Origin of the sequence: Gilliamella sp. W8136, from assembly GCF_016101285.1 — a bacterium.
GTDB classification, from domain to species: Bacteria; Pseudomonadota; Gammaproteobacteria; order Enterobacterales; family Orbaceae; genus Gilliamella; species Gilliamella apicola_N.
In genome coordinates this window covers 59,361-72,971 of record NZ_JACFQU010000009.1, presented here as the reverse complement: position 1 = coordinate 72,971, position 13,611 = coordinate 59,361, and the positions used below count along the sequence as shown (strand labels likewise).

9 protein-coding genes are annotated in these 13,611 nt (G+C 32.7%); all 9 read right to left on the bottom strand.

The features are described 5' to 3' along the window. Window positions 1-46: 46 nt before the first annotated feature. The 9 genes from H3T96_RS07360 to H3T96_RS07320 all read right to left on the bottom strand — a co-directional run bounded on the left by H3T96_RS07360 (window position 47) and on the right by H3T96_RS07320 (window position 13,604). Window positions 47-529 (bottom strand): hypothetical protein, encoded by a 483-nt coding sequence (locus H3T96_RS07360; protein ID WP_144091995.1) that lies wholly within the window; start codon window positions 527-529, stop codon window positions 47-49. Between the two features lie 2 nt (window positions 530-531). Beyond that, window positions 532-1,224 carry a hypothetical protein gene (locus H3T96_RS07355; RefSeq protein WP_086326301.1) on the bottom strand — a complete coding sequence of 231 codons (693 nt, stop codon included), beginning with the start codon at window positions 1,222-1,224 and terminating at the stop codon, window positions 532-534. Beyond that, a complete protein-coding gene (locus H3T96_RS07350; RefSeq protein ID WP_198248624.1) occupies window positions 1,224-2,846 on the bottom strand; it encodes an SUMF1/EgtB/PvdO family nonheme iron enzyme in 1,623 nt (540 codons plus the stop codon). Before H3T96_RS07350 ends, H3T96_RS07355 begins: the two co-directional genes overlap by 1 nt. Beyond that, window positions 2,803-4,026 carry an ABC transporter permease gene (locus tag H3T96_RS07345; RefSeq protein WP_086326300.1) on the bottom strand — a complete coding sequence of 408 codons (1,224 nt, stop codon included), beginning with the start codon at window positions 4,024-4,026 and terminating at the stop codon, window positions 2,803-2,805. Before H3T96_RS07345 ends, H3T96_RS07350 begins: the two co-directional genes overlap by 44 nt. Before the next feature lie 2 nt (window positions 4,027-4,028). Beyond that, window positions 4,029-4,745: an ABC transporter ATP-binding protein gene (locus tag H3T96_RS07340; protein WP_144091996.1), complete on the bottom strand. Its 717-nt coding sequence runs from the start codon at window positions 4,743-4,745 to the stop codon at window positions 4,029-4,031. 5 nt (window positions 4,746-4,750) lie between these two features. Next, window positions 4,751-6,715 carry a vWA domain-containing protein gene (locus H3T96_RS07335; protein WP_144091997.1) on the bottom strand — a complete coding sequence of 655 codons (1,965 nt, stop codon included), beginning with the start codon at window positions 6,713-6,715 and terminating at the stop codon, window positions 4,751-4,753. A gap of 12 nt (window positions 6,716-6,727) precedes the next feature. Continuing rightward, on the bottom strand, window positions 6,728-7,774 hold the full coding sequence (locus H3T96_RS07330; RefSeq protein WP_144091998.1) for a hypothetical protein: 1,047 nt from the start codon (window positions 7,772-7,774) through the stop codon (window positions 6,728-6,730). A gap of 131 nt (window positions 7,775-7,905) precedes the next feature. Continuing rightward, entirely contained in the window at window positions 7,906-10,581 is a 2,676-nt protein-coding gene (locus H3T96_RS07325) for a putative virulence factor (protein ID WP_144091999.1), read from the bottom strand. Beyond that, window positions 10,578-13,604: a virulence factor SrfB gene (locus H3T96_RS07320; protein ID WP_144092000.1), complete on the bottom strand. Its 3,027-nt coding sequence runs from the start codon at window positions 13,602-13,604 to the stop codon at window positions 10,578-10,580. The genes H3T96_RS07325 and H3T96_RS07320 overlap by 4 nt, the downstream gene beginning before the upstream one ends. Between the last annotated feature and the right edge of the window lie 7 nt (window positions 13,605-13,611).

Here is a 13,611-nt window from a genome sequence, read left to right as displayed (position 1 = left end):
TTACATTTAACATTTCTTATCAATATTTAATTAAGCATCAGTATGTTTATATATTCAATGCTTTTTGTAATTTTTGAAGTTTCATATTTAATTTATCGAGTTCAACTTGTTTTTCAATTTCTGACTTATTTGATTGATTAACTTGCTTAAATTGTTGTTGTATGTCATTAACTTGTTTTTGTAAATCATCACGATCTTTAGCTTTTTCTTTAATTTCATTAGTCAATTTCATTAAGTCTTGTTTAAGTTTGTTTTGCTGAGCTTGTTTTTGCTTAAGACTTAAAGTTGTGTCATTTTTTTGTTTTTCTATATTGGCATAAATTTCTTTAAACTGCTGGTTAGCTTTTTGCTCATTTTCAAGAATTTTCTTCTTTTGATCAATACGTGTCTGGTAATTGCCAGAATAGTTACAGCTTATTTTATCCATAATACCCAAATTAGTATTTCTTGGATCGCATTGTTCTGGGGTCGTTGAACAACCTACTAGTGAAACTAAAGACAAAAGTGAAATAATAGATATTTTTTTCATAATTAACTGACCTTCACAGCTGAACGTTGTTTAGTAACTAAATTAATTTGTTTTTCAAGTGCTGAAATTTGTTTATGTAATTGACCAATTTCTTTATCTAATCTTGTTACATTTACACCTGATTGTTGTTCTTGTACAGAAAGATTAACCCAATCATTTTCAACTTTTTTAATTCGGTTTAATTTATCATTCAGATAAGCAATGTTTGCATCAATTTGAGTTAAATTTTTCTGAGCTTGTTTTTTATTCACATTATCATTTTTTATTTGTTCATTTAATGTATGAAGGGTAGCTAAATTTTTATCCAAAACATTCTTTGCATTTTGTGTAATTGATTGAACTTCTAGTGTGTTTTGTTGAAGATCTTGAATGTAAGCATCAATACGCATCTCAGCATCAGCATACTCTGCGCGTTTAGTATCCAAATAATAATTTCCTCCCATCATTACACCACAACCAATAGCTGCTGAAGCAAGGCACGTGCGCGCTTTTTCACCTAACAACAAACAACCAACTCCCATAATACCTACACCTATAGCACAAGCTTGCCAAGCGGATTTACTGAAAAATTGAGCGGTATTACCTTTAGTTAAAGCAGGATCGGCATTTCTAGTACTTACACCACCTGATGAGGATTGGCAACCAGTTAAAATTATCGATATGCATAAAGCTAATGTTCCTATTACTTTGTTCATTATTTTTTTCCTTTTATCTCATCACAAGACTGTAACCAAGTTGTTCTATCAACCTTTCCTGACACAATGTATTGATTAATATGCTGTAAATAAAGTTTTAAGTAATCACTCATGTTGGCTTTACCACTGTTTTCCAAAATAAATTGTGTGGGCTGGGCTTGCTCATTAATGATATTTTTTTCATAATTTGATGCAGTAGTAACGATAGTATCGGCATAATATTTTAAAATAAAGTCTCTTGCATTTTTTGATTCATTGAGTACCTGTTTTAAATTATTGAGCTTAACTTTTGAACACATATTATCATCAGGCAATGTTTCTGTTTCATCTGGATCGCAAATTTCATTAGTCATTGCATTATACAAGTTATTATTGTATTCAAATTTACTGTTTAAATCTGAAACATTGGCGCACAAAAACGCACCTAATTGTAATGCTGACTGTATAGAACGATTTCGTTGTTCATCTCTAGCTTGATTTGCACTACGTAACAACGTATTGAGTTGATTCAATTCTTTTTTTGTTTTTTCATCATCAACTTTTTTAGTAATTTTCTCAAGTTCATTAACAACGTTACCATTTGCTGAACTTGTTGTTTCATTTCCAAGTTCACTCCATTGTTTATCTAAAACTTTAACAGCCTCACTTGAATTCATGATTGAAGTTGTATAAACCAAACGAAATCCAACATCCTGACTCTTGTAAGCACCTTTATCATCATAATAAGGTTTTTCAGTACGAAATGCTGTAGTTATTGACGACTCAGGAGTTAAATAACTGCCACCACGAACAATCATTCCACCTTCTTGCCCATGATAACGATCTAACTTATTCATACGAAAAGAGTCAAACATCATTTCATTTGCATTACCCAAAATATCATAAATATCCAGCGGATTAGGCTGTAATCTACCTATAAGTTGTAGTTTACCATTGGCAGATTTTGCTCCTGAAAACCAAGCGTAATTTTCTAAGTTAGCTGTCATTGGAAAGTGGTTTTCACGAAATTCAGATTCAGTTACTTTTGTACCACCTCGTGCTGCATATTCCCATTCAGTATTATTAGGTAAGCGAAAATACCCATGTGGAATCTTGTTTAATTTGGTTTTTGTCTGATTTTCAATTAACCATCGGTTATATTTATCAGTAAATGCAATAGCATCAAACCAACTAATATTTGTCACTGGAAATATAAGTGAAATTTTTGCTGAAGGGCAAGTATCATTCATCACAGCTTGATATTGCAATGCTGTTACTTCATATTTACCTATCAGATAATATCGTTCTTTACCGTTATCTGAAAAACTACCCGAAATATAATTTGGAGTTGCATATTCAGCAAAACCAAGCTCTTTTTGGTTGCTACCCAGAATAACTTTGATATCATCTAGTGGTTTATTGGTAGGTGTATAAACTTTCTTCATCACCAAGCTACCATCACATGGCATTGGTAAAATAACATCATCGTTCGATGGTTTAGGATTATAAAAACTAGTATCCCATGGCTCAGCATAGCTGATGAAAGGAAATAAACTCATGCCTATAGATATTAATAAACAAAAAATATTTTTTTTAGTATTAAACTTCTCGTAAACTTTCAGCTGGCTGGATTTTAATGGCACGTTGACCTCCTATAACCACAACAATACATGCAATAAACATGGTCAGCATAAATGCTACAACCAGATGCCGAAATTGTAATCGACTTACAATAGGTTGTGAAATTAAATTTTCACCTAAAACACTATTAAACGCATGATTTCCTAATAAAAATAGAATAATAGATACAAAAAATGCCAAGCAACTCAATATTACAGCTTGGTTAATCAAATAAAGCATAATATTTTTTGATTGAAAACCAAGCAAACGCATAAAAGCAATATCTTTACGCTTACGTTCAATGTTAGATAAAAATGAACCAGTAAATGATAAAATACAACCAAAACCTGCAGTAATAGCAATTACACTAAAAATAAAACTAAATACCCGATCAATTGCTTTTATATTTTCAATTGCATTAGATTGAGTACGCGTTTCAATATGCTTTTCTCGTAATTTAAAAGATAACGGCGCCACACTATCTAGTGAATTAGCATAAATACGGGCTCGTGCAAATGAAGTATGGTTTGGAGGATTAAGTTTCCCGACTTGAGTTGCAAAAAGGTCACTTTGATAACCATCATAAAAATTTTCCATAGCAATCAATAAATTTAACGAAACAAAAGCAGCTGTTCGGCTATAACGATTTTCTGGAATAATGCCAATAACGTCTAATTCAGTTACACCTTTTTCGAATTTACCATCAAGTTGTCTTGTAATAATTAGTTTTATCCGGCTACCAACAGTAACTTGCATTTTTTCCGCCGATAAAGCACTTAGTAAAACTTTATTTTCATTATCAATTGTAGGTAGATCGTTTGTAAGTGGATCTCCACTAGCCGTTGGTATGATCTCAGCGTTACTTACAAAATGGCTTGAATCTTTTATTAAATCGGCCTGAGTATTAAGCGAGCGAGTTAATGGGATGACAAAAGCTGTTTCTGGTTGCGCTCTTATCCAATCAAACATTGCATCATCAAGATTTAAATTTCCTACAATTTTTACTTCCAAATTTTGTGGATCATTAAGTAATTGCTGACGAAGCTGTGAAACGACCCCATACTTTAAACTAAATAATAATAATAATGGTGTAATAACAGATATAACCGATGCAATGATGCAAAATGAAACTTTTTTGTCATACCATAAATCAGCAAATGACAAACGAATAATCAGCAACCATTTAGATATTACTTTAGCCATTTTTACTGCCTATCATGTAAAGGTAAAAATTCTGATGAATGTGAGGAGACTAACTTAGCAGATAAAGTGAATAAACCTTTAGTTGAAATACGTTGCCAGTCATGAGTAACTATTATAGCTGCAATATTATCTTGTTTTGCCTGTTCAATAATTAAATCAAAAAGTAAATTCGCATTATAAGGATCGAGAGCAGAGGTTGGTTCATCTGCAAGTAGTAATGCTGGTTTATGGATAATTGAACGAATAAAAGAAGCTCGTTGACGCTCACCAATCGATAATTGTTTAGGATATTTATTTAGCAAATGAGAAATACCTAGTTTATCTATCAAATATTCTAACCGTGCATTATCAACATTTTTTTGTAATAATTTAATTGGCAATAAAATATTATCATATATCTTCAAAAAAGGCAGTAAACCACCAGTTTGCAACATAAATCCTAAATATTGAGCACGTATATTGGCTAATTGATTTATATCATTGTTATTAATCCATTTAGCAATATCAAGATCGTTATTATCTAAAAAAAGTTTAAAGCCATCTACCTTATCTGGTTTAAGAATCATACCAATCATTTCAAGCAAAGTACTTTTTCCCGATCCACTGTCTCCTTGAATCACAACAACATCCCCTGCTCTTAATTTCAATTCAGGTAAACAGACTCTAAAAGAAGATTTACCCGTTAATCGAGAAATTTCAAGTTGTTTTATTACTAACATTTGCTTTACGGTAACATTTCTAATGGAATAGGATAAACATTATCTCGTGGATCACTTCCTTCAGCTAATGAAATCCAACGATCAACATCGGCATTACATTTTTGGTAATAACGAACTTTACTATTTAAATTTCGAATAAATTTTTCTTGCTCTAAACCACTCATACTCTTCCAAGTATCTTGATCAAGACCTGTGACATCACTTTTATATGGAATATTATCCAAATATTCACCTAATAAACCTAAATCGGCAATTTTAGTCACTGACTCTGATTTTAATTTATTTGGATCTTGTCCCATAGCCGCAGCAACAGAACGCAACTGCGAAAACATATCATCAGCAGAGATCAATCCATCATTAGCCGCATTAGCTATTTTACTGACAATATCACTTAAATCACTTAATTGGGATTTAGTCAATAAAATGCGAGGTTCAGCTGTCGGTATCGTTGGTTTAACAAAATCCTTATCAGCAATCCACCCTTTGAAAACTGAAGGTGCTTTCGTACCATTAGTATCACCTAGGTAAGCAAGTTGCATCGCCTTACTTAATAGCAATGCATCTTTTAACATATTGGAGCTATCATCTTTAGCGTTAATTGCATTACCTACTGATGCTTCGCCTTTATACGCTAGTTTAACTTGTTCAGACAGAGCTTTAGCTAACAAGTCCACTTTCCGACCAAATTCATTCACATCACCGGCATTAACAGGATAATAAAGTGATTTATGGATATAATCATTATAAGTTAGATCTGAATACTGAGTTGCCGCAACTTGGTGATCTTTTTCACCACTTGGTGTTTTTAAATGTAATGCATAAATAGCAACACCCTTATGTTGAGCTTCAAGTCTTAACTGCGCAGCATCCATTCCAGTACTGGAAAGTTTATCATCACCAGGAATAGCACTAGCATCAGTGATCAAAATCATATAACGTGCACCAAAGCTATTCCAATTAATATCATTTAATGCTTTTGCAATACCAGCATAAGAATCTTCAGCAAAATAAGCAGTAGAAACTGTCGCCTGTTTGAGCGATGAACTTAACTGCATAAAATCTTCTCTATTTTGTACCTTGTTAGGATCAACAAAAATCTTTGTTAAAAACTCTAACTTATCCGATGTTTGTAAACTTGAACGGAATGAAACTAGACCAAATTTTACTTGTTGTTGTAAATTTTCCTTTTCTATATGTCGATATACTTGTTCAACCGCTTCTTTAGTTCTTGAAATATAAGGATCCATTGAAATAGTCGAATCTATAACAAATACTATCGCAGCTTTGAATGGCGCTACCTGATTGATGTCACTATCAGAACTTTGTACATTAGATTGAGCATTATTATTTTTTACCAAATCATCTTGCTTACTCACTGATGCAACTTCTAAAATACGCTCATAAAATCCTTTACCATTCATTACCTCTTCACCTTGTAAAATAGGTAATAAATAAAAATTTGTTTTAAAATCAACATACTCTTTTGGTTCTTGAGCAACAATTTCAGGGACTGATTTATTGTTTTTAAGTGCCTCTCTAATCGGTTTTAACAAAGTTTCAGGTTGATTTGCATCAACAAGAGTCGTAAGTGAGGCTTTATCTTTAAAAAATAAGAGTGAATCACGATCAACAGGGTTAGTAAAGACTAATGTCATTTGCATGTTCCAAGCAATAGCACATGCATTATTAATCCAACCTATGGTTTTTCCATAAGAATCTGGACCAACACTAAGCCATTGTTGATTATTATCCGTTTTACGCTCATAAACATAATAACGAGAAAAGGCAGGCACTGATTGACCAGTAGAATCCTTAATATCTTTTTTTAACTCACAAGTTGGAGTACTAAGAACTCGCTGGTAAAGTGTTGTTTTACCCTCTTGCTTTAATGGTTCTATAGCCGAACTAACCAAAGATAAACAAGTAAAACTAAATCCGATAATTAATGTTGAAATTACTTTTCTTTTCATACTTGCACCTTATTATTTTTGCAATTCAGCTAGACGCTCTTTAGCCAAGGCGTTATTAGGATCATTATTTAATGTAGTTTCATACCAATAAATCGCCGTTTCCTTATCTGCTTTAAAGCAAGAGTTGTTATGATAAAATTTTTCATCATATTCTTTGGCATAAAGTAAGGCAATTTTAGCATTTAATAAGGATTGATTCGCATATAACCGCTGAGCAATATTACATTTATTTGCTTGTTTTGCTTGATTGATTACCTCAATTAACACATCAGTATTCGGTTTTGACTGTAAACATTGTTGAATAAAGGTTAAATCATCACTTGTTACATTAGCGACATTACACTGACTATTGCCTTGTATTGAAGTATCTGAAGAACTTTTATCTTGAGAAAATAAGAAATACCATGCTAATGCACCAAGCCCACTTAAAATCAGTATTATTATAAAAATTAGGATAAATATCCTCAATTTACTTTTTGATTTAGTCGGTTCTGGAGTAGAGATGACTTCTTGTGTAATTGCTGGTTCTGGTATGACTTCTATCTCAACCTCAGACTCTGTCATTGCTTGATTTTCTTCTTTAACAGTTGGCAATTCAGATTGAGAATCTAAAGATTCGGTAGAATCTGATGCAACCGAATTCGAATTGACCTCATTTATCTCAATCGTATTTTGTTCAATAACCTGTGGTTGTTCTGTTTGAATATTCAAAGCAGAGGATGGAAATACTGTTTCACCAATATTAACTACTCCGCCATCTGTATGGCTTTCATTTTGTTTATCACGAATTTGAATAAGAAATCTAACACTGTTTTCTTGAGATAATAAAGAGTCAACTAGCCATTCATCAACATATCCAATTAATTGTTCATTATCTACTGACATATTATTCAATGAATGCCAATTTTTTTCTGGTCCCCACTGATTAAGACCGGATAAATAATAATTATCTTGGTTACGTTGAATCAATATATCAATATCAGCACTGCCATTCCATTTTTGTGCTAAAAATCTAGCAATACCTGGTTTATACCCTTCTAATTCAATTCTTAGTGCCATGATATCCTCTATTTCATAACTAAGAGTTTATCAATATAGATTGATAAACTTTTCATAATCCAAGGTAGCTTCATGCTACCTTATTTATTTAATGACGATAAAATGATTGTCACTTAATTTATTTAAAATAACTATTTTATTTGTGATTGTTTAAAGAACATTAAAATCTCACCAAGTCGAGAGTTTTGTTCTTGACTTATTTCACGCCCAGCATGATGCCCGACATTTTCTTGAGCAAGCATAGCAAATGCAATAAACCAATCAAATATAGCAAATTGAGAATAATTTTTAGTCTTATCATCAAGTACTGGTAGTGGATGTGATAATTGACTTGAAAATTGGCTCAATGGTGAAGAAAATATTGGTTTACCTTGATTGACTCGGCTCATTGGTATTTCAATAGATTGTCCTTGAACAAAACCGAGCCATGCAATGAAGTCTGCTAATAAAGTATGTATAGTGCTCACTTGTCTAGACTCTAGATCATCGCGTTTACTACCTGTATTTTCATTTTGCAATATTCGTTCAGTTAAACTTGCTTCAATTTTTAGACGATTTGCTGCAGTGATAAGCTCTTCGACAATAAAAGATAGTGATTTTTGCTCCAAACCAAAAAATTGTAAAATATGTTTATCTAAAACAATATTTCTTAAATACTCTAGCCATGTAGTAAATATTGTTTTAGCCAATTTACATTCAGTTGGTAAAATGGTTACTGGTTTTACATTAGATGAGAAATTATCATCGGAAAATAATTCAAAATCGGTATTCAATCCAAAATCGGTTGATATATCATTGCCCATATCATCATGAGCTTCGTTTTTAGATGTATCAGTACCTGTTTCACTAGTATGATAAAGTGCACGAATGGTTTGTTCAGGTAGTTCTAATACTTTAAGTAGTTCACCCAGTAATAAGGCTTTTCCCTGTAGTTCTTTAACAACATCAGCGATAATCTGTTTTTTCTTACCAAGTTCTTCATCATTATCTGCCTGATACCAAGTATCAAAACGCATATTAATAATATAATCAATTTTTTCATTGAGTTGTTCAACAATGCGTTGTTGTTTGATTTCAGTGATAGCAACTTGTTCTAAATATTGGCTAATTCTTCCGATACCACCATCATTTAATTTTAACATGGCATCCCATGCCTGATCAGGATCGTTAACATACTCTTTGACATCAGGATCTTCAACAAATGTATTTTTTAAAATTTGCATTTTTTCTTGATAAGTATCGTTGTAAGATAATTCAAGTTTTGTCTCTGCATCAGTATTTAAAAATGGTACATCAAAACCTGGTTTTCGTACTAAAAAAACATTGTTGAATTTATGTTCATTAAACCAATTTGTTAACCAATCATAGTTACCAAAACGTTCTAAAATGGTTTGTTGTAGTAATCCACCTTTACCCCAACTATTTTTAAGATTATCTTCTGATAAAGTTAGTGAGTTGCTAATACGTTTATCGAACATGGTAATAGCCCATAATAGACCAGCTTTTTTAGTCGCTCTTTTTTCTGCTGACTCTCCTTGGGTCTTATCTATCCAACGTTCAAGAACGGGACCAACGTCGTTAACATCAGATTGTTTATCTGATGGGGTACAAACAACAAGAACATTCATTTCTTGATTATCAGTATATTTTTCGAAAAGATAAGCAACCTTACCCCGTAATAAAAGTTGAGCAATAGGATTACCTTCTTTAACATCTGAAATAGAAGTTAAATTTAATCGTCCCCGATATCCTGGGAAATCAAGCAAATCAACTTTTTCAAACGTAGGCACACGCGTTTGATTTACTAATGGAAAAGTTAATTCAGCGGTTAAAAAAGCAAGTTGAGCTAGAGAAATCGAGGCTGGTACACCATTTTGAGGAGTAATAGTTACTGATGAATCTCGGTCAGTATTTAATCGATCAAGGATGTCGACATTCATAATACTGTCAATTTGCGACTTAGTACCATTATTATCTTTAACTAATACTGAAATTGGCGCATATACTGTACTAACATAATTTAAGCTAGCTAATGTTGTCGCTAATTGTATATAGACTGCCGTAATTTCACTGATACCGCCCCATAAAACTGAAAAAAGTGCACTACGTTCAGAAGTTTTAAGATACGGTAGCAAATACATTGCTTTTTCCCAATAACCACCTTTTAATCCTTCAAGCGAATTACCAAAATTTTCAGCTAGATAATCATATAAATCAACAATATCATCTTCAGTAATACCACCGGTATATTCATCTTGCTTTTTACTTTCAATATTTTGAATCAGCTGATTTAATGATGAAAATTCGATTTTATTACTGATTCTTTGTTGATCAAAATCTTTAAAATAAGCATTAATTAAAATTTTAACAATTTCAATTTCTTGAAAGAGTTTTAGTTCTAAAGGATAATTTGCAATACCTCCTTTAGCTATTCGGCTAAAACGAGTCACCAGACCCGTTGCCTCTTTACCACTTCCGACAGGATTAACATGATCAATAAAATCTAAAATTTCATTATCAACAACGGTTTCAAGTTTACCATTTTGACCTGCTGCCAATGCTGAAATTAGATAAGATTTTCCTGCCTGCGATAAACCAAAAAAACCAACTGCAACAGATTTACTTGATACATCACCTAACTTTTTTGCACTATTACGAAGACGACGAAGATCGAGAATTAAACTATCAGCTTCATTATTCAGACGTTTAGATGAGTTACGCGTTTGATCCACCCATTCAATGGCCTTTGCAGATGCTTGATAAACCTGTTCCCAAGATTTAGGTAGTTGTTCGTTTAAATTTTTCATCGTTTTATTATTCCACTATCAAGCCAATATTGTGTGCTAATTAAACCTGAATTTACCATTGTATTTAAATTTAGCTTTATATCCTTAGTTTTGTTGCAAGCACGTCCATCTGAAGCTTTAACATCTTTAATATAGAAATTCTCAACCATTTTTTGTTGGTTTTTTATTCCTAATGTTACTTCTAAAACTACACCTTCCGTACTGAGTCTTTTGGCAACATCGCTATTTTCAATCGTTAAGATATAAATTGGTGATGCAGGCCAACGATCAATTTCTAATTGTTTAAAGCCGAGTCTGGTTGTCCCTCGGATCTCAAATGAGATATCAGGAAAATCATAATCAGGATCATCTAAATCAATATCTCGATAATAAATATTTTCATCTTTTATCATATTTAAATTATCAAGCAGACCAATGTATTTAACCGTTGAATATAAATCGATATTTGATGATCTAAAATAAAAATTAGATAGTCTTAAATTCTTACTTAAAAAACAGAGCATTGCCCCAACAGCTGCTGTTGTTTTTGGATCATCAATTCGTTCTTGTTTATGAAACGGATACCACCCTCCCGTATAATAGCCATGTAATGGCAAAATTCTTCCTGAAGGTATTGATAAGCGGGAACGGAAATAACTTTGAACTCCAGATAGGCGTGATGGACGACCCGTTAGCAACAATACGTCACATTGATAACAACTGATAATTTCAGATAATGCATCAAATGTCTTACAGATATTATAATAATCACCACGAATGAATAAGTAATGAATACGTTTCAAATTAATCTCTATACTGAGATCAAGCACTGAAAATGTTGGATTATTTAAAGCTCGCCTAATCGGTTCATTAATAAAATTCAAAACATGATCAGTCATAGATGTATGCTGTAATAACTCACTGAAAGTTGTGTTATACACATGTTGATCTGCATGAAGTGGATCGTAAAGCTCATATTGCTTTAACACTTGTAATCCAATTGGCGTAAATAACTGTAAGTTGAGCTGTTGGCGTAATACAGCATCTTGAATAGAAAGTTGCTGTGAACCAATAATCGTTGATAAAATTGGATTTGGATCGGTTAAACCTGCTTTCTTTAAACCATTGGTTAATGAGGTCAATACAACATCTTGAATGATATCAAGTAAAATATCATCCCCAGCAACTTTAAATCCATCACGAAAACGTTGAATAGGAACAATATAAGTATTACTACCATTTGTTTGCTTACTGCTACCATAATCAAGCTTATAGTCATTAATAACTAGGTCAGTTGTACCACCGCCAATATCAACAGTTGCGATTGTCAGTTTTTGCTTATTAACTTTATCAGGACGAACTATTGATGCAATAAATTCTTCACTGCGTCCATTATAATTATTTTGTGTTTCATTAAACAGATAAACAATTTGACCGCAGGTTGCTTCATCCCATTGAATATAAACTTCAGGAATATTTGGCCAAATACTATTTAATTGATCACGGTTACTAAAATCAATATTACTATCTGAATTATCCCAACCAAGACTTTTCCAAACAAGTCCTATAGCTTGATAAACACAACTTTTAAAAATTGCCTGTTCAGGTTTAGGCATTGCAGGTGGAATAGTTAAAATGATAGAACGCAAATTACGGGGAGTTTTAGCATGTTCAAGTTTATTACGTTGAGCAACACTATTTATTTGCATTAAAGCATGCATTAAAACTTCACATAGCATGAATGTCATTAATGAACTACGCGAGTATTTGGGATGGAACACTGGCATTTTGCGGTCATATTCTTCTTCAATATCATTACTTAAAATGTGTAGTGCTTCACCATATTCATTAATTAAACTTGAAAAGGGTTCCGCTGTCGCAAACGGTTCATGATCACTTTTTACATAATGAGAATTAAAGCGCCAACCTTGTTCATATTTATCTTTATCCCATAAATAACGTTTTGGACTTGAAAGTCCTGTTGCTCCCTCATTACCTTCACGTCGGCTTGCAAGACGGCTAGCCTCTTTACCTACTCGTACGATACTTGGCCAGCGAAAAGTATCTCGCCTCCCACTTTGTAAAGAAAAATGTTCCTTACCAAAGAAAGTTTGAGCAAATTCAACTCGACTTTCAAAAGGTTCATTGTAAATATGTTCTGGTTGGGTAAGATCTCGAATTTCAAGCTCATAACGATGATTTAAACTATCTTTATCTTGAATATGATCCTCGATTAAGATCCCGCAAGTTCGACTGTTTCCAACATCAAGAATCATATCGACAGGAATTGATTTGACAACATCATTTTTATCGTTTGATACTATTTTGATTGTTGGTAGCTGTATTGAATCTGCGAGCAAATTAAGAATATTCAGATAATGACCATAATAAGCTTTATTACTTATTTCTAATTCAATATCATCTTTGTGTATTTTTAGCCGTTCAGGCTGAGGAGCTAACTCTTGGAACAAGTCAATTAACCAACTTGTTATCCATTTTAGTTCTAGATACCAAGAAACCTGATCTGAGCGATGTGCCAGACTGAATACTGAACCTGTTTTTACATCATTTTCAGTAGGTGCTAAGTAAACAACGTCTTGCATGTTTGCAAAGATTTTAGTATCAAATGCAAAAGTTATACGATGTGTATTGCCATCAGGATCTTCTCCTTCTGGAACGCTAACAATCCTTACGCGACTCCAATTATGAGGTCCTTTATCAAATCGTTCAGGCGGTATTGATCTCAAAACAGGAACAGGCAACCAAATACCATCATACAATTTTAATGATTGGTCAACACTAATCTCTTGTGTAGGGGTTACAGCAAAAGAGAGATTATCTGGTACAAAAAATTTACCATTATTACTATCTTCAATTAATCTAACTAGCGCCCCACTTTCAGAAGGATCAATAAAACTACCATTAATTTTACTGCGCCATTGATTATCTTTCCAATCTATTTTTAGTGCAAAATCAAGAAATTGAATTCCACTATTCATTATCAGTGTAACTTCTTGACCATAATTGCGTGTTTCTGGAAGCATATACAAC

Coding starts and splice junctions, on each gene's coding strand:
- H3T96_RS07360 (WP_144091995.1), bottom strand. CDS start 529: ATGAAAAAAATATCTATTATTTCACTTTTGTCTTTAGTTTCACTAGTA.
- H3T96_RS07355 (WP_086326301.1), bottom strand. CDS start 1,224: ATGAACAAAGTAATAGGAACATTAGCTTTATGCATATCGATAATTTTA.
- H3T96_RS07345 (WP_086326300.1), bottom strand. CDS start 4,026: ATGGCTAAAGTAATATCTAAATGGTTGCTGATTATTCGTTTGTCATTT.
- H3T96_RS07340 (WP_144091996.1), bottom strand. CDS start 4,745: ATGTTAGTAATAAAACAACTTGAAATTTCTCGATTAACGGGTAAATCT.
- H3T96_RS07335 (WP_144091997.1), bottom strand. CDS start 6,715: ATGAAAAGAAAAGTAATTTCAACATTAATTATCGGATTTAGTTTTACT.
- H3T96_RS07330 (WP_144091998.1), bottom strand. CDS start 7,774: ATGGCACTAAGAATTGAATTAGAAGGGTATAAACCAGGTATTGCTAGA.
- H3T96_RS07325 (WP_144091999.1), bottom strand. CDS start 10,581: ATGAAAAATTTAAACGAACAACTACCTAAATCTTGGGAACAGGTTTAT.
- H3T96_RS07320 (WP_144092000.1), bottom strand. CDS start 13,604: ATGCTTCCAGAAACACGCAATTATGGTCAAGAAGTTACACTGATAATG.